We start from the raw sequence: 26,558 nt of genomic DNA, 5'->3' as shown, positions 1-26,558 counted from the left end.
ATTCTTCCGACCCCTTACAGCTTCATCAGGCTGGCGTCGTCGACCGAGGCCGAGTGGCGGGCACGGAACAGCGACACGATGATCGCGAGGCCCACCACGACCTCCGCGGCGGCGACGACCATCGTGAAGAAGGCGATGATCTGGCCGTCGAGGTTGCCGTGCATCCGGGAGAAGGTGACGAACGCGAGGTTGCAGGCGTTCAACATCAGCTCGACGCACATGAAGACCACGATGGCGTTGCGCCGGATCAGGACGCCGGTCGCGCCGATCGTGAACAACAGGGCGGCGAGGTAGAGGTAGTTGACCGGGTTCACTTCGACGCCTCCTCGGGCCGCTTGAACGTCTCCGGCTCGATCGCCCTGCGCTCCAGGCGCTCCTCCGCGCGCCGCTCCAGCGCCCGCAGGTCGTTGAGCGCCTCCGCGGACACGTCTCGGATCTGGCCGCGTTCGCGCAGCGTCTTGCTGACGGTCAGCTCGGACGGGGTGCCGTCGGGCAGCAGACCCGCGATGTCCACGGCGTTGTGCCGGGCGTAGACCCCGGGGGCGGGCAGCGGCGGGATGTGCGCGCCCTCGCGGATGCGCTGTTCGGACAGCTCGCGCTGGGTCCGGGCGCGCTCGGTGCGCTCACGGTGGGTGAGCACCATGGCGCCGACGGCGGCCGTGATGAGCAGCGCGCCGGTGATTTCGAAGGCGAAGACGTACTTGGTGAAGATGAGGGTGGCGAGGCCCTCCACGTTGCCGTTCGCGTTCGCCTGGCCGGTGCCGTCGAACTCCTTCAGGGAGGCGTTGCCGATGCCGGCGAACAGCAGGACACCGAAGCCGACGCCACACAGAAGGGCCAGCCATCGCTGGCCCTTGATGGTCTCCTTCAGGGAGTCCGCGGCGGTGACGCCGACGAGCATCACCACGAACAGGAAGAGCATCATGATCGCGCCGGTGTAGACGACGATCTGCACGATCCCGAGGAAGTAGGCGCCGTTGGCGAGGTAGAACACCGCCAGGACGATCATGGTGCCGGCGAGGCTGAGCGCGCTGTGCACGGCCTTCTTCATGAAGACGGTACACAGGGCGCCGAGCACCGCGATCGTGCCGAGGACCCAGAACTGGAAGGCCTCACCGGTGGAGGTGGTGTAGGCGGCGAGCTGGTGCGCGCTCATCGGCCGATCACCTTCTCCGAGGCCGGCTCGTCCTCGCCGAACGTGGACGCGGCCTCCTGCGGGACCTCGCCCTTGGAGACGGCGACCTGGCGGACGGTGCCGGGCGCGGCCTGCGTGACCAGGCCCCGGTAGTAGTCCTGCTCGTCCGTCCCCGGGAAGATCGCGTGCGGCGTGTCGACCATGCCCTCCTCGAGGCCGGCGAGCAGCTGCTCCTTGGTGTAGATGAGGTTGGCGCGGCTGGAGTCGGCCAGTTCGAACTCATTGGTCATCGTCAACGCGCGCGTGGGGCACGCTTCGATGCACAGGCCGCACAGGATGCAGCGGGCGTAGTTGATCTGGTAGACGCGGCCGTACCGCTCGCCGGGCGAGTAGCGCTCCTCGTCGGTGTTGTCGGCGCCCTCCACGTAGATGGCGTCGGCGGGGCAGGCCCAGGCGCACAGCTCGCAGCCGACGCACTTCTCCAGGCCGTCCGGATGGCGGTTGAGCTGGTGCCGTCCGTGGAACCGCGGAGCCGTGGTCTTCTTCTGCTCCGGGTACTGCTCGGTCAGCCGCTTCTTGAACATGGCCTTGAAGGTCACGCCGAAGCCGGCCACGGGGTTCTGGAAGCCGGGCTTGGGCTGCCCGGTCTCCTGAGGCTCCTCAGCCATCGGACGCCTCCTTTCCATCCGAAGATCCGTCACTGACAGTGTCCGACCCACCACTGACAATCAGCTCCCGCTCCTGGCGCGAGCGGCGCCTGGGCACCGGCGGCAGCTGCTGTCCGGGCAGCGGCGGTACGGGGAATCCGCCCCCCATCGGGTCGAAGGCCGGCTGCTGGTCGGCGACCTGCTCGGCCGGCTTGCCCTTCGCGCGGAACATGTCGGCGACGAAGGAGATCAGCAGCAGGGCGAGGACGCCGCCACCGACGTAGAGGGCGATGTCGGCGAAGTCGTAGTTCTCGTTGCGCAGCGCGCGGACGGTCGCGACGAGCATCAGCCAGGTCACCGAGACCGGGATGAGGACCTTCCAGCCGAGCTTCATCAGCTGGTCGTAGCGGACCCGCGGGAGCGTGCCGCGCAGCCAGATGAAGAAGAACAGCAGCAGCTGCACCTTGATGACGAACCAGAGCAGCGGCCACCAGCCGTGGTTCGCGCCCGCCCAGAAGCCGCTGATCGGCCAGGGGGCGCGCCAGCCGCCGAGGAACAGGGTGGCGGAGACGGCCGAGACGGTCACCATGTTGACGTACTCGGCGAGCATGAACATCGCGAACTTGATGGAGGAGTACTCGGTGTTGAAGCCGCCGACCAGGTCGCCCTCGGACTCCGGCATGTCGAAGGGGGCGCGGTTGGTCTCGCCGACCATCGTGACGATGTACAGGATGAAGGAGACCGGCAGCAGCAGGATGTACCAGCGGTCGTGCTGCTGCTCGACGATCGTGGACGTCGACATCGACCCCGAGTACAGGAACACGGAGGCGAACGCGGCGCCCATGGCGATCTCGTACGAGATCATCTGCGCGCAGGAGCGCAGGCCGCCGAGGAGCGGATAGGTGGATCCGGAGCTCCAGCCGGCGAGCACGATGCCGTAGATGCCGACCGAGGCGACCGCGAGGATGTAGAGCATCGCGATCGGCAGGTCGGTGAGCTGCATGGTGGTGCGGTGGCCGAAGATCGAGATCTCGTTGCCGGCCGGCCCGAAGGGGATCACCGCGATCGCCATGAACGCCGGGATGGCCGCGACGATCGGCGCGAGGACGTAGACGACCTTGTCCGCGCGTTTGACGATGACGTCTTCCTTCAGCATCAGCTTGATGCCGTCGGCGAGCGACTGGAGCATGCCCCAGGGGCCGTGCCGGTTGGGGCCGATGCGCAGCTGCATCCAGGCGACGACCTTGCGCTCCCAGACGATGGAGAACAGCACGGTCACCATCAGGAAGGCGAAGCAGAACACCGCCTTGACGACGACCAGCCACCAGGGATCGCGGCCGAACATCGAGAGGTCTTCAGCGGCGAGGTACGGGCTCATGCCTCCACCTCCTTGGGTGCCTCTCCGGCGACTGCCGCCGGGCCGATACGGACGAGGGAGCCGGGCCGTGCCCCGGTGTCGGAGGCGACGCCGGAGCCGACGGAGTTGAGCGGGAGCCAGACCACCCGGTCGGGCATGTCGGTGATCTGCAGGGGCAGTTCGACCGTGCCGGCGGGGCCGGTGACGGCCAGGGACGCGCCGTCCGCGAGGCCCGCCTCGGCGGCGGTCGCGGCCGACACGCGCGCGCGTGCGGCGTGCCGGGTGCCGGCGAGCGCCTCGTCGCCCTCCTGGAGGACGCCCTGGTCGAGCAGCAGCCGGTGGCCGGCGAGGACGGCCTCGCCGACGGCCGGGCGGGGCAGCACGTCCGCGGTCTGCGTGGGTGCGCCGGCGCGGGGGCCGTCCCAGGGGCCGAGCCGGTCGATCTCCGCGCGCGTGGTGCGCAGATCGGGCAGGCCCAGGTGGACGTCCATGGCGTCGGCGAGCATCTGCAGGACGCGCGCGTCGGTCGGCGCGAGCCGGCGGGTCATCTGGTCGGGCTTGAGCGCGGCCTCGAAGAAGCGCACGCGGCCTTCCCAGTTGAGGAAGGTGCCGGCCTTCTCGGCGACCGCGGCGACGGGCAGGACGACGTCGGCGTGCTCGGTGACCTCGCTGGGCCGCAGTTCCAGCGAGACCAGGAAGCCGACGCCGTGCAGTGCCTCACGCGCGCGTGCCGGGTCGGGAAGGTCGGCGACCTCCACGCCGGCGACCATCAGCGCGGCCAGTTCGCCGCTCGCGGCGGCCTCGATGATCTGCTGGGTGTCGCGGCCGTAGCGGAGCGGGAGTTCGGCGAGCCCCCAGACGGCGGCGACCTCCTCCCGCGCGCGCGGGTCGGTCGCCGGGCGGCCGCCCGGCAGCAGCGAGGGCAGCGCGCCCGCCTCGACGGCGCCGCGCTCGCCGGCCCGGCGCGGGATCCACACCAGGTGGGCGCCGGTCGCGGTGGCGGCGCGCAGGGCGGCGGTGAGGCCGCCCGCGACCCCGGCCAGCCGCTCTCCTACGACGATGACGGCGCCCTCGGCGCGAAGGGCCTCGGCGGCGAGCGTGCCAGGCTCCTCCAGGCCGACGCCGCTCGCGAGGGCGTCCAGCCACTCCGTCTCGGTGCCCGGTGCGGCCGGCAGCAGTGTGCCGCCGGCCTTCTCCAGGCCCCGGGTGGCGTGCGTGGCCAGCGCGAACACCCGCTGCTTGCGTGTGCGCCAGGCCTTGCGCAGCCGCAGGAAGACCCCGGGGGCCTCCTCCTCCGACTCGAAGCCGACCAGCAGGACGGCGGGCGCCTTCTCCAGGGAGGTGTACGTGACGCCCGTACCGTCGAGGTCACGGCCGCGGCCGGCGATCTGTGCGGCCAGGAAGTCGGCCTCCTCGCCGCTGTGCACGCGCGCGCGGAAGTCGATGTCGTTGGTGTCGAGCGCCACGCGCGCGAACTTGCTGTAGGCGTAGGCGTCCTCAACGGTCAGCCGGCCGCCGGTGAGGACGGCGGCCCGGGAGCGGGCGGCACTCAGGCCGCGCGCCGCCGCCTCCAGGGCCTCGGGCCAGGAGGCCGGCGCGAGAACTCCGTCGGCGCCCCGGACGAGCGGGGTGTCGAGGCGGTCCTTCTGCTGCGCGTAACGGAACGCGAAGCGTCCCTTGTCGCAGAGCCACTCCTCGTTGACCTCGGGGTCGTTGGCGGCGAGCCGCCGCATGACCTTGCCGCGCCGGTGGTCGGTGCGGGTGGCGCAGCCGCCGGCGCAGTGCTCGCAGACCGACGGCGAGGAGACGAGGTCGAAGGGGCGGGAGCGGAACCGGTAGGCGGCCGAGGTGAGCGCGCCGACGGGGCAGATCTGGATGGTGTTGCCGGAGAAGTACGACTCGAAGGGGTCGCCCTCGCCGGTGCCGACCTGCTGGAGCGCGCCCCGCTCGAGCAGCTCGATCATGGGGTCGCCGGCGATCTGGTTGGAGAAGCGGGTACAGCGGGCGCACAGCACGCAGCGCTCGCGGTCGAGGAGTACCTGGGTGGAGATCGGTACGGGCTTCTCGTAGGTCCGCTTCTTGCCGTCGAAGCGGGACTCGGCGTTGCCGTGCGACATGGCCTGGTTCTGCAGCGGGCACTCGCCGCCCTTGTCGCAGACCGGGCAGTCCAGCGGGTGGTTGATGAGCAGCAGCTCCATCACGCCGTGCTGGGCCTTCTCGGCGACCGGCGAGGTGAGCTGCGTCTTCACGACCATGCCGTCCGTGCACGTGATCGTGCAGGACGCCATCGGCTTGCGCTGGCCCTCGACCTCGACGATGCACTGGCGGCAGGCGCCGGCCGGGTCCAGGAGGGGGTGGTCGCAGAACCGCGGGATCTCGATGCCGAGCTGCTCGGCGGCCCGGATGACCAGGGTGCCCTTGGGCACGCTGGTCTCGATGCCGTCGATCGTCAGCGTGACGAGGTCCTCCGGCGGGACCGCCGCCTCTCCGCCACCGGCGGGAGCGTTGGTGGTCACGGTCATGCGTTCACCTCCGGGCGGTCCGCCCAGGCCGTCGACTTGGCCGGGTCGAAGGGGCAGCCCCGGCCCGTGATGTGCTGCTCGTACTCCTCGCGGAAGTACTTCAGCGAGGAGAAGATCGGTGAGGCGGCACCGTCACCGAGGGCGCAGAAGGACTTGCCGTTGATGTTGTCGGCGATGTCGGCGAGCTTGTCGAGGTCGGACATGACGCCCTTGCCGGCCTCGATGTCCCGCAGCAGCTGCACCAGCCAGTACGTCCCCTCGCGGCAGGGGGTGCACTTGCCGCAGGACTCGTGGGCGTAGAACTCGGTCCAGCGGGTCACGGCCCGCACGACGCAGGTCGTCTCGTCGAAGCACTGCAGCGCCTTGGTGCCGAGCATGGATCCGGCGGCGCCGACGCCCTCGTAGTCGAGGGGGACGTCGAGGTGTTCGTCGGTGAACATCGGCGTCGAGGAGCCGCCCGGCGTCCAGAACTTCAGGCGGTGGCCCGGCCGCATGCCGCCGCTCATGTCGAGGAGCTGGCGCAGGGTGATGCCGAGCGGGGCCTCGTACTGGCCGGGGCTCGCGACGTGGCCGCTGAGCGAGTAGAGCGTGAAGCCCGGGGACTTCTCGCTGCCCATCGACCTGAACCATTCCTTGCCGTTTTTCAGGATGGCGGGAACCGACGCGATCGACTCGACGTTGTTCACCACAGTCGGACAGGCGTAGAGGCCTTCCACCGCAGGGAAGGGGGGACGGAGCCGCGGTTGACCACGGCGGCCTTCGAGCGAGTCGAGCAGTGCGGTCTCCTCACCGCAGATGTACGCGCCAGCACCCGCGTGCACGGTGAGCTGGAGGTCGAGTCCGCTGCCGAGGATGTTCTCGCCGAGGTAGCCCGCCGCGTAGGCCTCGCGCACGGCCTCGTGCAGCCGCCGCAGAACCGGGACGACTTCACCACGCAGATAGATGAAGGCATGCGACGACCTGATGGCATAGCACGCGATCACAATGCCCTCGATGAGGCTGTGCGGGTTCGCGAAGAGGAGCGGGATGTCCTTGCAGGTGCCCGGCTCCGACTCGTCGGCGTTGACAACTAGATAGTGCGGTTTCCCATCACCCTGGGGAATGAACTGCCACTTCATTCCGGTCGGGAATCCCGCGCCGCCGCGGCCTCGCAGCCCGGACTCCTTGACGTACGCGATCAGGTCGTCCGGGGACATGGCGAGGGCCTTGCGGAGCCCCTCGTACCCTTCGTGCCTCCGGTAGACGTCCATGGTCCAGGACCGGTCCTCGTCCCAGAAGGCCGACAGCACGGGTGCGAGCAGCTTCTCGGGGCTGGAGTCCTTGAGTTCGGGTGCCACGGTCATCACTCCCCCTCCTCTGCGGTAGGCCCCGCGGGGTGAGCCGGGTCGGAGGCCGATGTCTCCTGCGGCGCGTCATGGGAACTGAGGTGCTCGGCCGGCGACGGCTCGTGCACCCTGTCCTGGGGTTCCTCATGCGGACCTCCGCGCGGATGGACCACGCGTGCGGGTGCGGCCTCTCCCCTTGCCAGGCGGAGGCCCACCAGCGACGCGGGTCCCGCACTGCCGCCCTCCTCGACGGCCCCGGGCCGCTCGTCGGGGAAGCCGGCCAGGATCCGCGCGGTCTCCTTGAACGTGCACAGCCGCGCCCCGCGCGTGGGCTGTACGGGCCGGTCGGCGCGCAGGTCGTCGACCAGGCGCTTGGCGCTCGCCGGGGTCTGGTTGTCGAAGAACTCCCAGTTGACCATCACCACCGGCGCGTAGTCGCAGGCCGCGTTGCACTCGATGTGCTCCAGGGTGACCTTGCCGTCGTCGGTGGTCTCGCCGTTGCCGAGACCCAGGTGTTCCTGGAGGGTTTCGAAGATCGCGTCGCCGCCCATCACCGCGCACAGCGTGTTGGTGCACACGCCGACCTGGTAGTCGCCGGAGGGCCGGCGCCGGTACATGGTGTAGAAGGTGGCGACGGCGGTGACCTCGGCGGTGGTCAGGTCCAGCATGTCCGCGCAGAACCGCATGCCGGTGCGCGTGACATGGCCCTCCTCCGACTGCACGAGGTGGAGCAGCGGGAGCAGGGCGGACCGGGAGTCCGGGTAGCGCGCGATGAGTTCGCGCGCGTCCGCCTCCAGCCGGGCCCGGACGTCGTCCGGGTAGGCCGGCGCGGGCAGTTCGGGCATGCCCAGGCTGACGCCCCGCTCGGAAGAAGAGGTGGTCACCGGTCGACGCCTCCCATCACGGGGTCGATGGACGCGACGGCGACGATGACGTCGGCGACCTGGCCGCCCTCGCACATCGCCGCCATGGCCTGCAGGTTGGTGAAGGACGGGTCACGGAAGTGGACCCGGTAGGGGCGGGTGCCGCCGTCGGAGACGGCGTGCACCCCGAGTTCGCCCTTGGGCGACTCGACGGCCGCGTACGCCTGTCCCGGCGGCACGCGGAAGCCCTCGGTGACCAGCTTGAAGTGGTGGATCAGGGCCTCCATGGAGGTGCCCATGATCTTCTTGATGTGGTCGAGGGAGTTGCCGAGTCCGTCCGGTCCCAGGGCGAGCTGGGCGGGCCAGGCGATCTTCTTGTCGGCGACCATGACCGGGCCGGGCTGGAGCCGGTCCAGGCACTGCTCGATGATCCCGAGCGACTGGCGCATCTCCTCCAGGCGGATGAGGAAGCGGCCGTAGGCGTCGCAGGAGTCGGCGGTCGGGACGTCGAAGTCGTACGTCTCGTAGTCGCAGTACGGCTGCGCCTTGCGCAGGTCGTGCGGGAGGCCGGTGGCGCGCAGGATCGGGCCGGTCGCACCGAGGGCCATGCAGCCGGCCAGGTCGAGGTAGCCGATGTCCTGCATGCGGGCCTTGAAGATGGGGTTCCCGGTGGCGAGCTTGTCGTACTCCGGGAGGTTCTTCTGCATCTTCTTCACGAACTCGCGGATCTGGTCCACCGCGCCGGGCGGCAGGTCCTGGGCGAGTCCGCCGGGCCGGATGTACGCGTGGTTCATGCGCAGGCCCGTGATGAGCTCGTAGATGTCGAGAATCATTTCACGATCACGGAATCCGTAGATCATGATCGTGGTGGCGCCGAGTTCCATGCCGCCGGTGGCGATGCAGACCAGGTGCGAGGAGAGCCGGTTCAGCTCCATCAGGAGCACCCGGATGATCTTGGCGCGTTCGGTGATCTGGTCCTCGATGCCGAGGAGCTTCTCGACGGCGAGGCAGTAGGCGGTCTCGTTGAAGAAGGACGTCAGGTAGTCCATGCGCGTGACGAAGGTGGTGCCCTGCGTCCACGTGCGGTACTCGAGGTTCTTCTCGATGCCGGTGTGGAGGTAGCCGATGCCGCAGCGGGCCTCGGTGACCGTCTCTCCCTCGATCTCCAGGATCAGGCGGAGCACTCCGTGGGTGGACGGGTGCTGGGGACCCATGTTGACGACGATGCGTTCGTCGTCGGCGCGGGCCGCGGACTGGACGACCTCGTCCCAGTCGCCGCCGGTGACCGTGTACACGGTGCCCTCGGTGGTCTCGCGAGGGGAAGCCTGGGAAGTGCTCACGAGTACGACCTCCGCTGGTCCGGAGCCGGGATCTGGGCGCCCTTGTACTCGACGGGGATGCCGCCGAGGGGGTAGTCCTTGCGCTGCGGGTGGCCCTGCCAGTCGTCGGGCATCATGATCCGCGTCAGGGCCGGGTGACCGTCGAAGACGATCCCGAAGAAGTCGTAGGTCTCGCGCTCGTGCCAGTCGTTGGTCGGGTAGACGGAGACCAGCGACGGGATGTGCGGGTCGCTGTCGGGGGCGCTGACCTCGAGGCGGATCAGCCGGTTGTGGGTGATCGAGCGCAGGTGGTAGACGGCGTGCAGCTCGCGGCCCTTGTCGTGCGGGTAGTGGACGCCGCTGACGCCGGTGCACAGCTCGAAGCGCAGGGCCGGGTCGTCGCGCAGGGTGCGGGCGACGAGGGCCAGGTGTTCACGTTCGATGTGGAAGGTCAGCTCGCCGCGGTCGACGACCGTCTTCTCGATGGCGTTGTCGGGCAGGAGGCCCTGTTCGTCCAGGGCGCCCTCCAGTTCGTCGGCGACCTCGTCGAACCAGCCGCCGTAGGGCCGGGTCGCCGGGCCGGGGAGCCGGACGGAGCGGACGAGACCGCCGTAGCCGGAGGTGTCGCCGCCGTTCTCGGCGCCGAACATGCCGCGCTGGACGCGGATCTCCTCGCCGCCCTGGCCGCGGCGGCCGGGGAGGTTGGAGGCGGAGAGGTCCTTTTCGGGGTTCACCCCGTTCGCGGACCCGTTCACCTCACCCGCTCCGTGGGTGCCGTTCGCGTCGCTCACCGCAGCAGCCCCTTCATCTCGATCGTGGGCAGGGCCTTGAGCGCCGCCTCCTCCGCCTCGCGGGCCGCTTCCTCGGCGTTCACGCCGAGCTTGGAGGACTGGATCTTCTGGTGGAGCTTGAGGATCGCGTCCATCAGCATCTCGGGGCGGGGCGGGCAGCCGGGCAGGTAGATGTCGACCGGGACGATGTGGTCGACGCCCTGGACGATGGCGTAGTTGTTGAACATGCCGCCGGAGGAGGCGCACACGCCCATGGAGATCACCCACTTGGGGTTGGGCATCTGGTCGTAGACCTGCCTCAGGACGGGCGCCATCTTCTGGCTGACCCGGCCGGCGACGATCATCAGGTCGGCCTGGCGCGGCGAGCCGCGGAAGACCTCCATGCCGAAGCGGGCGAGGTCGTAGCGGCCGGCGCCGGTGGTCATCATCTCGATGGCACAGCAGGCCAGGCCGAAGGTGGCCGGGAAGACGGACGCCTTGCGCACCCAGCCCGCGGCCTGCTCGACGGTGGTCAGCAGGAAGCCGCTCGGCAGCTTTTCTTCGAGTCCCATGTCGTTAAAGGCCCCTCAGTCCCATTCCAGGCCGCCGCGCCGCCATACGTACGCGTACGCGACGAAGACGGTGAGCACGAAGAGCAGCATCTCCACGAGCCCGAAGATCCCCAGGGCGTCGAAGGTGACGGCCCAGGGGTAGAGGAAGACGATCTCGATGTCGAAGACGATGAAGAGCATCGCCGTCAGGTAGTACTTGATGGGGAAGCGCCCGCCGCCGGCCGGCGTGGGGGTCGGCTCGATGCCGCACTCGTAGGCCTCGAGCTTGGCGCGGTTGTACCGCTTCGGACCGATCAGCGTGGCCATGACCACGGAGAAGATCGCAAAGCCTGCCCCGAGGGCTCCCAGTACGAGGATGGGCGCATACGCGTTCACCGCTCCTCGCTCCTCTCAGTCGGCGCTGACTGCTGGCGGTTGCACGGGGCTCACGTCCGCCTCACCGGTCCCACGAGCCCCGCTCGTCCCGGGCGAAGATCGAGAACATGTGAAGCAGGTCACAAGCCCAACTGCCTCGCATCTTATGCCCGCCGCTCTGTGATCTGCGACACGGGGTATTGCACAAGCTTTGTGATCTCCACCACCTGACGAAGGATCATGAAGTCGGATGATGGGTGATCTTCACACCCGAAGCGTTCAGTTGATCACCAGAGGTGACAATCTCGCCTGTCATCGCAGGCCGGAGGCGGCGTCTCAATATCAAGAGAGTTCCGGTGCATGCAAATTGGCGCTGGACGCGGCGGACTGGTAGAGGCCCCGTTCACACATCAGGGGGAGATGAGGGGCGGGGTGTGGACGGGGGTCGGGGCACGTGCGCGCGTTCACGAGCCGGGCGCGCGCGGGACGCGGTCGCGGCGGTGGCCGTTGCGTGACCTCCGCCACATCGATGAGAGGTCCCTGAGAACCGGGCTTGGCCAACGACCCCAACCGATGGTAGGCCGAGGGCAATTCGGACGTAATGATCAAAGACCGTGATCAAGGGCTTGATCACGGGCGTCCACAATGTCCGTTACGGCGTCAATAAAGAGCCATGCGCCGGGCATTTGGGGGCTCGATTGAGTAACTGTGGCGCACCACACGTTTCTTGAAGATATGAAGGAGCCCCTGGTACCGGTTGTTCCCATGTCCCACACCGCTCACATACGCAGCCACCGGAAGCCCCGCCGCAGCGCGTCGACCCTCGCGATGCGGGCCGGAGTTGCCGGTGGCGTTCTCGGCACCCTGGCAGTCGCCGGGGCGTCCGGCTCGGCGAACGCGGCCGAGCCGGTGACGCAGACCCTTGAACTGCCCACCCTGACGGCCGACCTGGCCGCTCAGGCGGCCCAGTCCGCGGACGCCACCGAACAGGCCGCCGCGAACTACCAGCTGCAGGCCGAGCGTGACGCGGCTGCCGCCAAGGCCGCGAAGGAGGCCAGGGCGGACCTCGCCGAGGCCAAGCACAAGGCGGCCGAGGCCAGGAAGAAGGCCCAGGAGGACGCCCGCAGGGAGGCCGCAGCCCGCGCCTCGCGCAGCGCGGAGCGGACCACGCTCTCCACCACGGCGGACACCGGCTCCATCTCGACGTCCACCAGCACCTCCACGGCCACCGGTTCCGCCGCGGCCGTCATCAGCTTCGTCAAGGCGCAGGTCGGCAAGGCGTACGTCTCCGGCGCCACCGGCCCGTCCGCCTACGACTGCTCCGGCCTGGTGCAGACGGCCTTCAAGCAGGTCGGCATCAGCCTGCCGCGCGTCTCCCAGGACCAGTCGACCGCCGGCACCCAGGTCTCGCTCGACAACCTGCAGCCGGGCGACATCCTGTACTGGGGCGGCGCGGGCAGCGCGTACCACGTCGCGGTGTACGTCGGCGACGGGATGTTCGTGGGCGCCCAGAACCCCTCCAGCGGCGTCGTGGAGCGCCCGCTGTCCTACGACCAGCCCACCGGCGCCGTGCGGGTGCTCTGAGCGCACCCCGCACCTCTCACGCACGCAGGGCCGCTGCCGCTCGGGGGCAGCGGCCCTCGCGTCGTTGCGGGCATGCTGGGCTCGGGCCGCCGTCCGGCGGTCCGACGCCGAGTGAAGGAGCCACGCGATGCCACGCGTGTTCGTTCAGGGAATCGCCGCCGACCACCACCCTCGCCACGCCCCCGAGGCCCGGCGGGGTGCGGTGCGCCGTATCGCCGAGGTCGGCGAGCGGGTGCTGCACAAGCCGTGCCGGGACGTCACGGAGTTCGGGCCCGACCTCGCCGCGCTCATCGATGACATGTTCCGCACCATGTACGTCGCCGAGGGCGCGGGACTGGCGGCCAATCAGGTGGGGGTCGATCTGGGGGTGTTCGTGTACGACTGCCCCGATGACGATGGAGTCCGGCATGTCGGACACGTCGTCAACCCCGTGCTGGACACGCCCACGAGCGGGCGGCGGCTGCTGGACGAGGGCGAGGGCTGTCTGTCGGTGCCCGGCGCCGTGATGGCCGTACCGCGGCCGGACCGGGCCGTCGTACGCGGGCAGGACAGGGACGGCAGGCCGGTCGTCCTGGAGGGCACGGGGTACTTCGCGCGGTGCCTGGTGCACGAGACCGACCACACCCACGGGTACGTCTATCTGGACCGGCTCTCGAAACGGGACAAGAAGGACGCGCTACGGCAGATGGCGGCCCGGCGGGACGCGGTGCACGCCCGCCGGGCCGCCAACGCGGCGGCGTTCAGCTCCTAGGCCCTCTCTTTCGGATCTTGCCGGCGTCGCCAACCCAAGCCGACCCGATCCGAAAGAAAGGACCTAGTCACGCCTTCGGCGCGACCTTGCTCAGCCCGTTGATGATGCGGTCCATCGCGTCGCCGCCCGTGGGGTCGGTGAGGTTCGCGAGGAGCTTGAGGGTGAACTTCATCAGCAGCGGGTGCGTGAGGCCGCGCTGGGCGGCGATCTGCATGACCTTCGGGTTGCCGATGAGCTTCACGAAGGCGCGGCCGAGCGTGTAGTAGCCGCCGTAGGTGTCCTTGAGGACGCGCGGGTAGCGCTGGAGGGCGATCTCCCGCTGGGCGGGCGTCGCGCGCGCGTGGGCCTGCACGATGACGTCGGCGGCGATCTGGCCGGACTCCATGGCGTAGGCGATGCCCTCGCCGTTGAAGGGGTTCACCAGGCCGCCGGCGTCACCGACGAGCAGCAGCCCGCGCGTGTAGTGCGGCTGGCGGTTGAAGGCCATGGGCAGGGCGGCGCCGCGGATCGGGCCGGTCATGTTCTCCGGGGTGTAGCCCCAGTCCTCCGGCATGGAGGCGCACCACGCCTTGAGGATCTCGCGCCAGTCCAGCTCCTTGAAGGCGGCGGAGGTGTTGAGCACGCCCAGGCCCACGTTCGAGGTGCCGTCGCCCATGCCGAAGATCCAGCCGTAGCCGGGCAGCAGCCGGTCCTGGGGGCCGCGCCGATCCCACAGCTCCAGCCAGGACTCCAGGTAGTCGTCGTCGTGGCGGGGCGAGGTGAAGTACGTGCGGACCGCGACGCCCATCGGGCGGTCCTCACGGCGGTGCAGGCCCATGGCGAGCGACAGCCGGGTGGAGTTGCCGTCGGCGGCCACCACCAGGGGCGCGTGGAAGGTGACCTCGCGCTTCTCCTCGCCGAGCCTGGCGGTGACGCCGGTGATGCGGCCGGTGCGGTCGTCGACGACCGGGCCGCCCACGTTGCAGCGCTCGTACAGCCGCGCTCCCGCCTTCTGGGCGTTGCGGGCGAGCTGCTCGTCGAAGTCGTCGCGCTTGCGGACCAGTCCGTAGTTCGGGTAGGCGGCGAGTTCCGGCCAGTCCAGCTGGAGCCGGGAGCCGCCGCCGATGATGCGCAGGCCCTTGTTGCGCAGCCAGCCGGCCTCCTCGGAGATGTCGATCCCCATGGCGACGAGCTGTTTCACCGCGCGCGGGGTGAGACCGTCACCGCAGACCTTCTCGCGCGGGAACGCGGTCTTCTCCAGGAGCAGCACGTCGAGACCGGCCTTGGCGAGGTGGTAGGCGGTCGTGGAGCCGGCCGGCCCCGCTCCCACGACGATCACATCGGCGGAGTTCTCGGAGAGCGGCTCGGTCACGACGGTCACGGCGGGATCTCCCCAAGTTCGAAACGAGTGTGCCGACCGGCACGGGACATGGGCAGTCTATTCAGCAGGACGAACCGCCCGGCTGAAGGGCTGCCCTGTGCACCGACGCGGGGCCCGGTTTCCGCCGGTGGACCCGGCTGGACGAGTCCGGGGAGGTCATCGGCCACCCTCCCCGCGAACACGCACGGTAGTTATCTGTCACAGAATGCCACCGACGCCTTCCGGGCGGCCCGGGCGGGAGTTACCCTGCCAGTACCGCTGGGGGTGACGATCTGTGCGCATACCACCCAAGACACCCGAAGTGCGCGTCCCGCGTCTGGTCGGCCTCATGGCCGTGGACGCGCGCGAAACGGCCCGGGCGCGGGGTCTGTCCCTGACCGCGCCGGACCGCCCCGAGTTCCACCGCGCCGTCGTGGACTACGTCGTACGCCAGTACCCGCAGCCCGGCGCCGAGGTGCCGGCGGACTCGATGGTGTACGTGTGGTTCGACTTCGGTGACGGCGAGGGCGGCGGAGGCGTGCGGGAACCGCGCGTGCCGCGGCCCCCGGCGGGTGGACTGCCACGGGAGCTGGACCAGCCCGGCACGCCGTGCCCGGTGGCCGGTTTCAGCTCTCCTTGAAGCCCCGGTGCAGGGCGACCACACCGCCGGTGAGGTTGCGCCAGGCCACCTTCGACCAGCCCGCCTTGCGCAGCCGCTCGCCGAGGGCGGGCTGGTCGGGCCAGGCACGGATGGACTCGGCGAGGTAGACGTACGCGTCCGGGTTGGAGGACACCGCGCGCGCGACCGACGGCAGCGCCCGCATCAGGTACTCGGTGTAGACGGTCCGGAAGGGCGCCCATGTCGGGTGGGAGAACTCGCAGATCACCACGCGCCCGCCGGGCCGGGTGACCCGGTACATCTCCCGCAGGGCCGCGTCCGTGTCCTGCACGTTGCGCAGCCCGAAGGAGATCGTCACCGCGTCGAAGGTGTCGTCCTTGAAGGGCAGCCTCGTCGCGTCGCCCGCGGTGAACGGCAGCCAGGTGTGCTTCTTCTTGCCGACCTGGAGCATCCCGAGGGAGAAGTCGCAGGGGACGACGTACGCGCCCGTCCGCGCGAAGGGCAGCGAGGAGGTGGCCGTACCGGCGGCCAGGTCGAGGACCTTCTGCGCGGGGCGCGCGTCGACCGCCTTCGCCACCTCCCTGCGCCAGCGCCGGTCCTGGCCGAGCGACAGCACGTCGTTCGTCAGGTCGTACCGTTCCGCCACGTCGTCGAACATCGAGGCGACTTCGTGCGGCTGCTTGTTCAGGGAGGCGCGGGTCACCCGCCCATTCTTGCAGCCCGCCCGCCGCCTTCGTTCAGCACCGGCCGTTCAGCACCCGTCGTTCAGCACCGGCCGTCCACCACCGGCCGTTCAGCACCGGCCGTCCGGCACCGGCCGTCCACCACCCACCGTTCAGCACCGGCCGTCCGGTGGGGCACCCCTCAGCGCCGCCGGAACACCAGCCTCCCCGCGATCACCGTGGCCACGCACGTCCCCGCCCCCCGCGCGGTCAGCTCCGCCTCGTCGCGGACGTCGAAGACGGCGAAGGCGGCCGGGGACCCCGGGGCCGGGACGGGCGGGGTCGTGGGCGGGACGGCGGAGGCGAGCGGGTCCAGGGAGGGGACGCCGGCGCGATGGGGCGGGCGGGGCAGGAGGTGGAGCCCGGTGCGCCGCACGGCGTCCCGTACCGCGCGGTTGCGCAGCGGGGCGCAGGCCGCCGCGACCGTGCCGTGGGCGAACATGCGCTGCACCCCGCGCCGGGCGCTCGCCCCCCAGCGGGCGTCGTCGAGGCCGAGGGCGGTCAGCGCGTCCCCGGTCAGCGGCTCGGTGCCGAGGGCGTCGGCCTCCCGGGGGTCGGGGTGGTACGACTCCTCCAGCAGCTCGGTGCCATGGGGGTTGACGAACCCGGGCGTGAGGATGCCGGGCCAGTCGCGCACGCGCGCGTGCGGGTGCGCGACGGCCAGCTCCGCCAGGGGCCCGACGGCCTCGACGCGCTCGCCCCTGACGAGGACGGCGTGGCCCCGGGAGTCCGCGTGGATCGTCAGCACGGCGCGCCTGGGTCCTTTCTCCGAAAGAGAGGGCCTAGTTCGACGCGAGCAGCTTCAGCTCGGGGTGGGCGGTGCCGCCCTCGATGGCCGTGGAGGAGATGTGCGAGACCACGCGGTCGTCGGCGGGGTCGTTCGCCGGGTCGTCGTGCACGACGAGGTGCTCGTAGGTCGTGGCGCGCTGCGCCGGAACCCGGCCGGCCTTGCGGATGAGGTCGATGATCTCCAGGCGGTTGGAGCGGTGCCGGGCACCGGCCGAGGAGACCACGTTCTCCTCCAGCATGATCGAGCCGAGGTCGTCGGCGCCGTAGTGCAGCGACAGCTGGCCGACCTCCTTGCCGGTGGTGAGCCAGGAGCCCTGGATGTGGCGGACGTTGTCCAGGAAGAGGCGGGCGATCGCGATCATCCGCAGGTACTCGAAGAGGGTCGCCTGGGTGCGGCCCTTCAGGTGGTTGTTCTCGGGCTGGTAGGTGTACGGGATGAAGGCGCGGAAGCCGCCCGTACGGTCCTGTACGTCCCGGATCATCCGCAGGTGCTCGATCCGCTCGGCGTTGGTCTCGCCGGTGCCCATCAGCATGGTGGAGGTGGACTCGACGCCCAGCCGGTGCGCGGTCTCCATGATCTCCAGCCAGCGCTCGCCGCTCTCCTTGAGGGGCGCGATGGCCTTGCGGGGGCGCTCGGGGAGCAGCTCCGCGCCGGCGCCCGCGAAGGAGTCCAGGCCGGCCTCGTGGATGCGGGTGATGGCCTCCTCGACCGATACCCCGCTGATCCGGGCCATGTGCTCGACCTCGGACGCGCCCAGGGAGTGGATGACCAGCTGCGGGAAGGCTTCCTTGATGGCGCGGAAGTGCTTCTCGTAGTACTCGACGCCGTAGTCCGGGTGGTGGCCGCCCTGGAACATGATCTGGGTGCCGCCCAGTTCGACGGTCTCCGCGCAGCGGCGCAGGATGTCGTCGAGGTCGCGGGTCCAGCCCTTCGCCGTGTCCTTGGGGGCCGCGTAGAAGGCGCAGAACTTGCACGCCGTGACGCACACGTTCGTGTAGTTGATGTTCCGCTCGATGATGTACGTGGCGATGTGCTCGGTGCCCGCGTACAGACGGCGGCGTACGGCGTCGGCGGCGGCGCCCAGGGCGTGCAGGGGGGCGTCGCGATAGAGGTCGAGCGCCTCCTCGGGCGTGATGCGTCCGCCCGCTGCGGCTCGGTCGAGCACGGACTGGAGGTCGGCCTTCTCGGTCACCGGGCGTCCCTTTCGTCAAGCAGTGGGGCAGACCGATCCAGCCTACGCCAGCCGTTTCGGGCGAAGGACCTCAGGCCGCGTACGCGGCGGCCAGCAGCCCGGCGAGGGCACCGGCCAGCAGGAACGGGCCGAACGGTACGGCCGTCCTGCGTCCCGCGCGCCGGGCCAGGACGAGCACGCCGCCGTAGAGCGCGCCCAGCAGGAACCCGGCGAAGGTGCCGAGCAGCACGGTGGGCCAGCCGTACCAGCCGAGTACGGCACCCGCGCCGACGGCCAGCTTCACGTCGCCGAAGCCCATGCCGCCCGGGTTGACGCGGTACAGCGCGTAGTAGCCGGCGCCGAGCGCGAGGGCGCCGTAGAGGGCGGTGCGCCAGTGGCCGGCGTGTTCGGGGAGCAGGGCGGCGAGGCCGAGCAGGGCGAGGGCGGTGGCGGCGAGCGGGAGGGTCAGCGGGTCGGGCAGCCGCTGCACACGGAAGTCGACGGCGGCGAGCAGCACACCGACAGGGGCGAGCAGCAGCCAGACCGCCAGCTCGGGCCGGGTGCCGGTGGCGGCGGCGAGGGCGCCGCAGACGAGGGCGCCGACGGTGGCGAGGAGAAGTGCGGAGGGGGCGTACGGCGGGTACGGCGCGACGGGCGCGGGCACGGGCGAAGGCCCCTGGGCGCCCGCGCGTTCACCTTCGCGGGGGTCGCTTGCGGCGTCCTCGCCCGTGCCGTCGTCCGCGCCGGAGTGCAGGCGCGCGCACGGGCCGCACCGCGCCCCGCCCAGCCACCCCCGGAGGGGATGGCGGCCGGCCGGGCAGTGGGTGCGCCAGGGCTCACCGGACGGTACGGCGAAGCGGTAGGCGGCGCGGGGCAGCAGCGCCCCCGCCAGCGCGCCCCACAGGAGGGCGCCGAGCACGAGCACCCCGGTGGTCACCCCGCCCACGCTCCCCTCCCCCACGGCCGGCCTGCCCCGGGTTCCTACCCCGTTCAGGCCTGGAGCAGTTCCACCCGTACGTCGGCCGGGAAACCGGTGGTCGGCCCGACCCGGCGGGCGAACTCGGCGACGGCCTCCAGCTGCGGGCCGCCGAAGCTGAAGTCGAGGGTGGTGAAGTACTGCTCCAGGACGGTCTCGTCGAACGCCTCCCAGCGGGCGGCCTGTTCGGCGACCTTGTGGACCTCTTCCAGGGAGAGGTTGCGGGACTCCAGGAAGGCCTCGTGCACCTTGCGGGTGATCGACGGCTCGCGTTCGAGGTAGTCACGCCGGGCCGCCCACACCGCGAAGACGAACGGCAGACCGGTCCACTCCTTCCAGAGCGCGCCGAGGTCGTGCACCTGGAGGCCGTAGCGGGGCCCGTCGAGCAGGTTCGCGCGCAGGGCCGCGTCGCCGATGAGGACGGCGGCCTCCGCCTCCTGCATCATCAGGCTGAGGTCGGGCGGGCAGGTGTAGTAGTCGGGCTGTACGCCGTAGCGGTCGGCGAGCAGGAGCTGGGCGAGCCGGACCGAGGTGCGCGAGGTCGAGCCGAGGGCGACCCGGGAGCCGTCCAGCCGGTCCAGCGGGACCTGCGAGACGATCACGCAGGACATCACCGGACCGTCGCAGCCGACGGCGATGTCGGGGAAGGCGACGAGATCGTCCGCGTTGCGCAGGAACTCGACCAGGGTGACGGGGCCGATGTCCAGGTCCCCGCGCACGATCTGCTCGCTGAGCTTCTCCGGGGTGTCCTTGGTCAGCTCGAAGTCGAGGAGCGTGCCGGTTCTCGCGAGCCCCCAGTAGAGGGGCAGGCAGTTCAGGAACTGGATGTGGCCGACGCGCGGCCGGGTGCGAGAATTGTCCACATCGCGAGACTAGACCCCGTGCGCCACGGGGCCGGGATCGACCCCGCCCCCAAACGGGCTAGCGGACGTTCAAACCTCCGAGTGAAGTGATCTTGACCTCTCTTGCTTTCGGCTGCCCGGATGCTAGGCTTGCCGCAAGTTGCAGTTTGGTTTCCCTTGCAGTACAGAGCCTGCGGAGCATGTAACCGCAGGCTCTCGTCGTTTTCAGACGAATGCAGTCGTGCAGCACCGTTTCGCACTTGCAGGTTCTGGAGCAGGGCAACCCTTTTGAGCCCAAGGAGGGCTTATGGCTACCGGAACCGTTAAGTGGTTCAACGCCGAAAAGGGCTTTGGCTTCATCGCCCAGGAGGGCGGCGGCCCCGACGTCTTCGTTCACTACTCCGCGATCAACGCCACCGGCTTCCGCTCCCTCGAGGAGAACCAGCAGGTGAGCTTCGACGTGACGCAGGGCCCGAAGGGCCCGCAGGCGGAGAACGTCACTCCCGTCTGATCACTGCCTGATCGCAGAACCTGAGTGCAGTACCCAAGGAGCCCCGCGCCATCCGGCGACGGGGCTCCTGCCTTTCCCCAGGGGCCCTGCGGGATGGTTCAGACGGCCTTCCGCCAGATGGTCAGGTCGGCGGTCAGGAAGGCGATGTCCGGCACCGCGGTGGACTTCGTCTGGATCACGTACAGCCCGATGTTCCCCTCGGTGTCCTTCACGCAGAACTCGCTCCCGGGTGCCGCCCCGGCCAGCGTCCAGCTGTGCGCGTGGGCGCTCCCGAGCATCAGACGGCACTCGTCCAGGGTGGTGCCGTGGGCGCCGTACATCTGCACGAACACGGCGCTGTCGCTCTTCAGCTCGCAGCCGGTCGCCCGGCAGTCGAACCGGATGTCCCCCTTGCGGTCCTTGCGCGCCGGGTCCTTGTCCCTGAGGCTCAGCGAGGTCTTCGCGTCCAGCCACACCGGGGCGTGATCCTCCGGCCGCGGGTCCCGGGCCGAGGCCGAGGGCGCGCTGTCACCGGCCCCCGAACCCGACGCACGGGAGGAGCCCGACGCACGGGGAGAGCCCGGCACACGGGAGGAGGCCGACGCCACCCCGTCGTCCGGTGAGGAACCGGTCGTCACGCTCCGCCCGCTCGACTCGTCCCCCGTGTTCATCACCGCCCACGCCAGCAGCACCGCCAGCAGCGCACCGCCCAGCACACCGGCCACCGAGACCAGCGCGGCACGCCGCCGCCGGGCCCCGCGCTCCTCCGGCGTCCACCGGGGCCATCCGGTCGGCGACTGCGGGTAGGTGACGGGCTGCTGCGGGGCCGGGGCGTGGGGGTGCGGGTACGCGCGGGTGGGCTCGGGTACCGGTGCCGGGGCCACGGCCTCCGGTCCGGTGATCTCCCGCCACACGGCCGGTCCCCCGCCCGTGTCGGCCTGCGCCTCCAGCCGCTGCCGGCACCATTCCACGACCTCCGCCGGAGTCGCCCGCCGTGCCGGATCGGCGGCCAGGCACCGGGCCAGCAGCGGACGCAGCGGCTCGGGCAGCAGGTCCAGGTCGGGCGCGGAGTGCACGATCCGGTACAGCACGTTCAAGGCCGCCCCGTCGCCGTACAGCGGCCTGCCCAGCGCGGCGAACGCGGCGGTCTGCCCGAGCGCGAAGACGTCCGTGGCCGCCGTCACCTCGTCGCCGACCGCCTGCTCGGGCGCCATGAACGACGGCGTGCCGATCGTGCCGCCGGTGGCCGTGTACGACGTGCCGTCGGCGGCCAGTGCGATACCGAAGTCGATCACCCGGGGCCCGTCGGCGGCCAGCAGCACGTTCGACGGCTTGAGGTCCCGGTGCACGATCCCCTCGGCGTGGATCGCCTGCAACGCCTCGGCCACCCCCGCCATCAGCCACAGCACCGCCGGCACCGGCAGCGGCCCCCGCCGGGCCACCGCCTCCGTCAGCGACGGCCCCGGCACGTACAGCGTGGCCAGCCACGGCGGCACGCCGTCCGCGTCCGCGTCGATCAGCTCGGCGGTGTACGCCCCCCGGACCCGCCGGGCCGCCGTGATCTCCCGCCGGAACCGCCGCCGGAAGTCCGGATCGTCCGCCAGCTCCGGCCGTACGACCTTCAGCGCGACGGGCCGGCCGCCCTGTGTGTGGGACAGGTAGACCCGGCCCATACCGCCGGCGCCCAGCCGGGCGGCGAGCCGGTAACCGGCCACCACGGGTGGATCGTCCGCCTGAAGCGGCTGGAAGACCTCCGTCGCATTGTTCACGGCCCCAGTACCCCCCGGTGTGATGCGTTGGCCAAGAGCAGCAGCCTAAGGGGGCTGTCGGTGGGGTCCGCTACGTTCCCTCCCCATGACCGACACCCGCACCTTCTACGACACCATCGCCGAGGAGTACGCCGCGTACTTCCCCCACCCGCTCGCCGACCGGCCCCTGGAGCGGGCCCTGCTCGCCGCGTACGCCGAACTGGTCGGCCCCGGCCGCCCGGTGGCCGACCTCGGCTGCGGCCCCGGCGCGGTCACCGCCCACCTCGCCGGCCTGGGGCTGTCCGTCCACGGCGTCGACCTCTCCGAGTCCATGATCGCCGTCGCCCGCCGCGAGTTCCCCGGGCTCCGGTTCGAGCACGGCTCCATGCGTGAGCTGCCGGTGGCCGACGGTTCGCTGGGCGGGGTCGTCTCCTGGTACTCCAGCATCCACACACCTGTGGACGAACTCCCCGCGCTCGCCGCCGAGTTCCACCGCGTCCTGGCTCCGGGCGGCCACCTGCTGCTCGCCTTCCAGGCCGGCGACACGCCGCTTCGGCTGGAGCACCCGTTCGGTCTGCCGGTCACCCTCGACTTCCTCCGGCGTCGACCCGAGCACATGGCCGGGCTGCTGTGCGACGCCGGTTTCACCGTCCACTCCACCACGGTGCGCGAACGCGACGAAAAGCTCGGGGACTCGGCCCCCCAGGCGTTCCTTCTCGCCCGGAGGAAACACTGACCAGGCGGAGGGCGGTGGGGTGCCTAACCCGGTCGGAGGACGAGTGCGGGCCGGGTCCGGTGGCCCCCCTCACCCTCCGTACAACTCCTCCACCTGCGCGGCGAAGTCCTTCAGGATCCGGGCTCGGCGGAGTTTCATCGAGGGGGTGAGGTGGCCCGCTGTCTCCGTGAAGTCCACGGGGAGGACGGTGAAGCGGCGGATGGATTCGGGGCGGGAGACCATGCGGTTGGCCTCGTCGATCGCGCGTTGGAGGACGGCCGTCAGTTCCTCGTCGCCGACGAGGAGTTCCGGCGGTACCGGGTGTTTGCCGATCATCTGGCGCCAGTGCGTGATGCCGTCGGGGTCGAGGGTGATGAGGGCCGCCACGTACGGGCGGGCGTCGCCCACCAGCATCACCTGGGAGATCAGCGGGTGCTGGCGCAGCCAGTTCTCCAGCGGGGCCGGGGCGACCGACTTGCCGCCCGCCGTGATCAGGAGTTCCTTCTTGCGGCCGGTGATGGTGAGGTAGCCCTCGTCGTCCAGTTCGCCGAGGTCGCCGGTGGGCAGCCAGCCGTCACGGGTCGCGGGGACGACTCCGCCGGCCTGCGGGTCCCAGTAGCCGCGCAGCACATGGTCCCCGGCGAGCAGGATCTCGCCGTCCGCCGCGATCCGCACCCGCGTGCCCGGCAGCGGCCAGCCGACCGTGCCCAGGCGGGGTTTGAGGGGCGGGGTGACCGTGGAGGCGCCGGTGGTCTCCGTGAGGCCGTAGCCCTCGAAGATCTGGATGCCGGCGCCGGCGTAGAACGCGGCGAGGCGTCGGCCGAGCGGGGAGCCGCCGCAGATGGCGTACCGGACGCGGCCGCCCATGGCGGTGCGGATACGGCGGTAGACGAGGGGGTCGTAGAAGGTGCGCTGGGTCTTCAGGGCGCGGCTCGGGCCGCTGCCGGTGCCGGTCTGGTGGGCCTCCAGCGCCTCGCCGTAGCGCCGGGCCACGGCCGCCGCGCGGTCGAAGACCGGCGCCCGGCCGCCCGCCTCCGCCTTGGCGCGCGCGGAGTTGTAGATCTTCTCCAGCATGTAGGGGATGGTCAGCAGCGCGGTCGGCCGGAAGGCGGCCAGGTCCGGCAGCAGGTCCTGGGGCGCCAGGCTGGGCGCGTGGCCGAGGCGGACGCGGGCGCGGACGCAGGCGATGGCCACCATCCGGCCGAAGACATGGGACATGGGGAGGAAGAGCAGGACCGAGGGATCCTCGTCCTTCGCCTTGAAGACGGGGTAGAGGAGTTCGATCGCGTTGTCGACCTCGGCGAAGAAGTTGCGGTGGGAGAGGGCGCAGCCCTTGGGGCGGCCGGTGGTGCCGGAGGTGTAGATCAGGGTGGCGAGCGTGTCGGGGCCGAGCATGCCCCGGCGTACGCCGACCTCTCCCTCCGGTACCGGCGCGCCGGTCTCGGCGAGCCGGGCCACGTGGTCCTTCTCCATCACCCACACATGGCGCAGGTCGGGCAGGTGGGGCAGTTCGGGGCCGATGGCGGCGGCCTGGGCGGCGGTCTCGGTGACCAGGGCGACCGCGCCGGAGTCGTGCAGGATCCAGCGGGTCTGGAAGACGGAGGAGGTCGGGTAGACGGGGACGGTGACCAGGCCGGCGGCCCAGGCCGCGAAGTCCAGGAGGGTCCAGTCGTAGGTCGTACGGGCCATGACGGCGATCCGGTCGCCGGGCATCAGGCCCTCGGCGATCAGGCCCGTGGCCACCGCCTGCACCTGGGCGGCGAACTCGGCCGCCGTGACGTCCGTCCAGCCGCCGTCGGCTCTTCTCCGGCCGAGGACGACCTTGTCGGGTGCCGCCTCCGCGTTGTCGTACGGCAGGTCGGCGAGGGAGCCGTGGGTGACGGGGGCCGCGAACGGCGGGACGGACACCTCGCGTACGGCGCCGTCCAGCCGGCGTATCCCGGGTTCGACGAGGACCGGGCGGCCGTCGTAGTCGGTGGCGGGGACGTGGATGCCGGAGGAGGCGGGCGGGTGGGGGTACGGCGTGGACACGGGCGGCTCCTCTGGCGTGCGTGCGCCTGCGGTCGGCCCCGCGCGGACGGGGTTACCGCTGGTTAGGCAGGTGATCGTACGACTTCACTGTGAGGGGGTTGTGCGGGTTCGGGGATGGTCCGGGGCCGGGGATGTGCAACCTCGCGGGTTATGTGACGGGTGTTCACCTTTGGCCGGGAGGGGACGGGCCGGGAGGCGCGGCCGTGGCCCATGTCGACTTACCTCCGGTAACCTTACTTTGGAGTAAGAACCAGTCCACCGGAACCCCGACGTGCGGGAGTCGCACATGGCCGACCGCCACCTCAGCCTCACCGGTACGGCGTTCACCCTCACCGCGCCGCCCGCGTTGGCCCCGCTGCTGGCCAGGGGCGCCCTGCGCTCGCCCTTCAAGCGCCCCGCCCCCGACGCGGCCTTCCCGCGCGGCCGCCTGGTGCTGCCCGGGGTGCGCGTGGACCTGGCGAAGCTGGCCGCGTACGAGCGGGTCTGCGGCTTCCCGACCGGCGAGCCCGATCTGCCGGTCACCTATCCGCACGTGCTCGGATTCCCGCTGGCCATGCGGCTGATGAGCGGCCGGGACTTCCCGCTGCCGCTGCTCGGCCTGGTCCACACGTCGGTCGAGATCGTGCGGGGCGCGCCCCTGGCCGCCGACGGGGAGTACGAACTGTCCGTCCACGTGGACGGGTTGGCCCCGCACCGGCGCGGGACCGAGGCCGCGGTGGTGACGGAGCTCCACTCGGGCGGGAAGGCGGTGTGGCAGTCCCGGAGCACGTATCTGGCCCGGCACCGCACCGGCCCGGCCGGGTCGCCCGGGCCACGGGAGGACACCGGCGTGCGGCTGCCCGTCGTCGCCGAGTGGGGCCTCGCCGGGGACGTGGGGCGGCGGTACGCGGCCGCGTCCGGCGACCGCAACCCGATCCACCTGCACCCGCTCACCGCCCGCCTCTTCGGCTTCCCGCGGGCCGTCGCGCACGGCATGTGGACCCTCGCCCGCTGCCTGGCCGCGCACGGCACGGAGGGCTCCGCCGTGGTGCGGGCCGGCTTCCGGGCGCCGGTACTGCTGCCGGGCACGGTGACCTACGGAGCCGACGGCAACGGCCGCTTCGAACTCCGGGGCGGCGCAGGACGCCTGCATCTGTGGGGGGCGGTGAGCTAGGTACCGCCGGCGGCCCCGGCAATACGCCGTAGCGGCAGCGGCTCCCGGCAACGCGTCGTACCGGCGGCCCCCGTGGACGCGCCGTAGCGGCGGATTCCCTACGGCGGCGGCTCCCACCGGCGCCCCCGCATCAGGTTGCCCAGGCCCGACCAGGCGAAGTTCATCAGGGTGGCCGCCGCCTGGCGAGCCGTGACTCCGGGGGTGGTGTTGGCCCACGCGGCGAGGGCCTCGGCGGCGCCGACCAGGGCCTCGGCCAGCCCGGCGACCTCGTGTTCCGGCAGGCCGGGGTCCTGGTGGGCCGCGCGGGCCGCCTCCGCGACCAGCCGGGTCACGAACGCGACGATCTCCGTGCGCATCACGGCGACCTCGGTCGCGAAGGGCTCCCCGTGCGTACGGGCCTGGAGGTGCAGCACCGACCAGCCGTCGGGGTGCTCGGCGGTGTGCGCGAAGAACGCCTGGAGGCCGTCCCACAGTTGCCGGTCGGCGGGCAGCTCCGGCCGGACCCCCGCCCGGACGGCCTCGGTGAGCGCGGCGGCCTCGCGGCGGATGCAGGCGGTGAAGAGGTCTTCCTTGGAGTTCAGGTACAGGTAGACCAACGGCTTGGACACGCCCGCAAGTTCGGCGATCTCGTCCATCGAGGCGGCCATGTACCCGCGCTGCCCGAAGATCCGTACGGCAGCGTCGAGCATCTGCTGCTCGCGTACCGCCCTCGGCATCCGTTTGGTCTTGACGGCACCCATGAGGGCAAGACTAGTTGGGCCGG

The 26,558-nt window shown here is 71.1% G+C and carries 26 protein-coding genes; 6 read left to right on the top strand and 20 right to left on the bottom strand.

The window, feature by feature from the left end; all coding sequences use genetic code 11:
- Positions 1–14: 14 nt before the first annotated feature.
- The 11 genes from nuoK to ACZ3ZD_RS01690 are packed head-to-tail and all read right to left on the bottom strand — an operon-like array spanning position 15 to position 10,885.
- Positions 15–314 carry an NADH-quinone oxidoreductase subunit NuoK gene (gene nuoK, locus ACZ3ZD_RS01740; RefSeq protein ID WP_365041201.1) on the bottom strand — a complete coding sequence of 100 codons (300 nt, stop codon included), beginning with the start codon at positions 312–314 and terminating at the stop codon, positions 15–17.
- Positions 311–1,156, bottom strand: coding sequence for an NADH-quinone oxidoreductase subunit J (locus tag ACZ3ZD_RS01735; protein WP_467392406.1), 846 nt, complete (start codon positions 1,154–1,156; stop codon positions 311–313). Before ACZ3ZD_RS01735 ends, nuoK begins: the two co-directional genes overlap by 4 nt.
- On the bottom strand, positions 1,153–1,803 hold the full coding sequence (gene nuoI, locus ACZ3ZD_RS01730; protein WP_467392404.1) for an NADH-quinone oxidoreductase subunit NuoI: 651 nt from the start codon (positions 1,801–1,803) through the stop codon (positions 1,153–1,155). The genes ACZ3ZD_RS01735 and nuoI overlap by 4 nt, the downstream gene beginning before the upstream one ends.
- The gene (gene nuoH / locus ACZ3ZD_RS01725; protein WP_467392402.1) at positions 1,796–3,160 is read right to left on the bottom strand and encodes an NADH-quinone oxidoreductase subunit NuoH; all 1,365 of its coding nucleotides are present in this window, start codon (positions 3,158–3,160) and stop codon (positions 1,796–1,798) included. Before nuoH ends, nuoI begins: the two co-directional genes overlap by 8 nt.
- Positions 3,157–5,661, bottom strand: coding sequence for an NADH-quinone oxidoreductase subunit G (locus ACZ3ZD_RS01720; protein WP_467392400.1), 2,505 nt, complete (start codon positions 5,659–5,661; stop codon positions 3,157–3,159). The genes nuoH and ACZ3ZD_RS01720 overlap by 4 nt, the downstream gene beginning before the upstream one ends.
- Positions 5,658–7,007: an NADH-quinone oxidoreductase subunit NuoF gene (gene nuoF / locus ACZ3ZD_RS01715; RefSeq protein ID WP_467392398.1), complete on the bottom strand. Its 1,350-nt coding sequence runs from the start codon at positions 7,005–7,007 to the stop codon at positions 5,658–5,660. Before nuoF ends, ACZ3ZD_RS01720 begins: the two co-directional genes overlap by 4 nt.
- A complete protein-coding gene (gene nuoE / locus ACZ3ZD_RS01710; protein WP_467392396.1) occupies positions 7,004–7,870 on the bottom strand; it encodes an NADH-quinone oxidoreductase subunit NuoE in 867 nt (288 codons plus the stop codon). Before nuoE ends, nuoF begins: the two co-directional genes overlap by 4 nt.
- On the bottom strand, positions 7,867–9,189 hold the full coding sequence (locus ACZ3ZD_RS01705; protein ID WP_467392394.1) for an NADH-quinone oxidoreductase subunit D: 1,323 nt from the start codon (positions 9,187–9,189) through the stop codon (positions 7,867–7,869). The genes nuoE and ACZ3ZD_RS01705 overlap by 4 nt, the downstream gene beginning before the upstream one ends.
- A complete protein-coding gene (locus ACZ3ZD_RS01700; RefSeq protein ID WP_467392392.1) occupies positions 9,186–9,959 on the bottom strand; it encodes an NADH-quinone oxidoreductase subunit C in 774 nt (257 codons plus the stop codon). The genes ACZ3ZD_RS01705 and ACZ3ZD_RS01700 overlap by 4 nt, the downstream gene beginning before the upstream one ends.
- The gene (locus tag ACZ3ZD_RS01695; RefSeq protein WP_007383964.1) at positions 9,956–10,510 is read right to left on the bottom strand and encodes a NuoB/complex I 20 kDa subunit family protein; all 555 of its coding nucleotides are present in this window, start codon (positions 10,508–10,510) and stop codon (positions 9,956–9,958) included. Before ACZ3ZD_RS01695 ends, ACZ3ZD_RS01700 begins: the two co-directional genes overlap by 4 nt.
- Positions 10,511–10,525: 15 nt before the next feature.
- The gene (locus ACZ3ZD_RS01690) at positions 10,526–10,885 is read right to left on the bottom strand and encodes an NADH-quinone oxidoreductase subunit A (protein WP_003992243.1); all 360 of its coding nucleotides are present in this window, start codon (positions 10,883–10,885) and stop codon (positions 10,526–10,528) included.
- Between the two features lie 744 nt (positions 10,886–11,629).
- On the opposite strand from ACZ3ZD_RS01690, the gene ACZ3ZD_RS01685 reads away from it, so the two are divergent.
- Together ACZ3ZD_RS01685 and def are read left to right on the top strand one after the other, a co-directional pair.
- Positions 11,630–12,448: a C40 family peptidase gene (locus tag ACZ3ZD_RS01685; RefSeq protein WP_467392389.1), complete on the top strand. Its 819-nt coding sequence runs from the start codon at positions 11,630–11,632 to the stop codon at positions 12,446–12,448.
- Positions 12,449–12,575: 127 nt separating this feature from the next.
- Complete coding sequence (def, locus tag ACZ3ZD_RS01680) at positions 12,576–13,199, top strand: peptide deformylase (RefSeq protein WP_467392387.1); 624 nt, start codon at positions 12,576–12,578, stop codon at positions 13,197–13,199.
- A gap of 67 nt (positions 13,200–13,266) precedes the next feature.
- On the opposite strand, the gene ACZ3ZD_RS01675 is transcribed toward def, so the two are convergent.
- Entirely contained in the window at positions 13,267–14,559 is a 1,293-nt protein-coding gene (locus ACZ3ZD_RS01675; protein WP_467392385.1) for a geranylgeranyl reductase family protein, read from the bottom strand.
- 301 nt (positions 14,560–14,860) lie between these two features.
- Here ACZ3ZD_RS01675 and ACZ3ZD_RS01670 point away from each other — a divergent pair, with 301 nt between their 5' ends.
- The gene (locus tag ACZ3ZD_RS01670; protein WP_467393265.1) at positions 14,861–15,178 is read left to right on the top strand and encodes a PASTA domain-containing protein; all 318 of its coding nucleotides are present in this window, start codon (positions 14,861–14,863) and stop codon (positions 15,176–15,178) included.
- On the opposite strand, the gene ACZ3ZD_RS01665 is transcribed toward ACZ3ZD_RS01670, so the two are convergent.
- From ACZ3ZD_RS01665 to ACZ3ZD_RS01645, 5 genes are all read right to left on the bottom strand, one after another.
- Positions 15,165–15,860, bottom strand: coding sequence for a demethylmenaquinone methyltransferase (locus ACZ3ZD_RS01665; protein ID WP_467392383.1), 696 nt, complete (start codon positions 15,858–15,860; stop codon positions 15,165–15,167). The genes ACZ3ZD_RS01670 and ACZ3ZD_RS01665 overlap by 14 nt on opposite strands.
- A 161-nt stretch (positions 15,861–16,021) precedes the next feature.
- On the bottom strand, positions 16,022–16,627 hold the full coding sequence (locus ACZ3ZD_RS01660; protein WP_467392381.1) for an imidazolonepropionase-like domain-containing protein: 606 nt from the start codon (positions 16,625–16,627) through the stop codon (positions 16,022–16,024).
- 34 nt (positions 16,628–16,661) lie between these two features.
- A complete protein-coding gene (gene mqnC / locus ACZ3ZD_RS01655) occupies positions 16,662–17,861 on the bottom strand; it encodes a cyclic dehypoxanthinyl futalosine synthase (RefSeq protein WP_467392379.1) in 1,200 nt (399 codons plus the stop codon).
- 70 nt (positions 17,862–17,931) lie between these two features.
- Positions 17,932–18,777 (bottom strand): prepilin peptidase, encoded by an 846-nt coding sequence (locus tag ACZ3ZD_RS01650; RefSeq protein ID WP_467393263.1) that lies wholly within the window; start codon positions 18,775–18,777, stop codon positions 17,932–17,934.
- 53 nt (positions 18,778–18,830) lie between these two features.
- A complete protein-coding gene (locus ACZ3ZD_RS01645; protein WP_467392377.1) occupies positions 18,831–19,679 on the bottom strand; it encodes a menaquinone biosynthetic enzyme MqnA/MqnD family protein in 849 nt (282 codons plus the stop codon).
- Positions 19,680–19,965: 286 nt separating this feature from the next.
- On the opposite strand from ACZ3ZD_RS01645, the gene ACZ3ZD_RS01640 reads away from it, so the two are divergent.
- Positions 19,966–20,169 carry a cold-shock protein gene (locus ACZ3ZD_RS01640; RefSeq protein WP_004984723.1) on the top strand — a complete coding sequence of 68 codons (204 nt, stop codon included), beginning with the start codon at positions 19,966–19,968 and terminating at the stop codon, positions 20,167–20,169.
- 98 nt (positions 20,170–20,267) lie between these two features.
- Here the strand turns inward: ACZ3ZD_RS01640 and ACZ3ZD_RS01635 are convergent, their stop codons facing one another.
- Entirely contained in the window at positions 20,268–21,917 is a 1,650-nt protein-coding gene (locus tag ACZ3ZD_RS01635) for a serine/threonine-protein kinase (protein ID WP_467392375.1), read from the bottom strand.
- A gap of 85 nt (positions 21,918–22,002) precedes the next feature.
- Here ACZ3ZD_RS01635 and ACZ3ZD_RS01630 point away from each other — a divergent pair, with 85 nt between their 5' ends.
- A complete protein-coding gene (locus tag ACZ3ZD_RS01630) occupies positions 22,003–22,632 on the top strand; it encodes a class I SAM-dependent methyltransferase (protein ID WP_467392373.1) in 630 nt (209 codons plus the stop codon).
- Positions 22,633–22,701: 69 nt separating this feature from the next.
- Here ACZ3ZD_RS01630 and ACZ3ZD_RS01625 read toward each other — a convergent pair whose 3' ends face one another.
- On the bottom strand, positions 22,702–24,642 hold the full coding sequence (locus ACZ3ZD_RS01625) for an AMP-dependent synthetase/ligase (RefSeq protein ID WP_467392371.1): 1,941 nt from the start codon (positions 24,640–24,642) through the stop codon (positions 22,702–22,704).
- A 286-nt stretch (positions 24,643–24,928) separates the two neighbouring features.
- On the opposite strand from ACZ3ZD_RS01625, the gene ACZ3ZD_RS01620 reads away from it, so the two are divergent.
- On the top strand, positions 24,929–25,795 hold the full coding sequence (locus tag ACZ3ZD_RS01620; protein ID WP_467392369.1) for a MaoC/PaaZ C-terminal domain-containing protein: 867 nt from the start codon (positions 24,929–24,931) through the stop codon (positions 25,793–25,795).
- 98 nt (positions 25,796–25,893) lie between these two features.
- On the opposite strand, the gene ACZ3ZD_RS01615 is transcribed toward ACZ3ZD_RS01620, so the two are convergent.
- Entirely contained in the window at positions 25,894–26,535 is a 642-nt protein-coding gene (locus ACZ3ZD_RS01615; RefSeq protein WP_467392367.1) for a TetR/AcrR family transcriptional regulator, read from the bottom strand.
- Positions 26,536–26,558 lie beyond the last annotated feature (23 nt).

Source organism: Streptomyces sp. NPDC023481, assembly GCF_055560195.1.
This window is presented reverse-complemented; position numbering and strand designations above follow the sequence as displayed.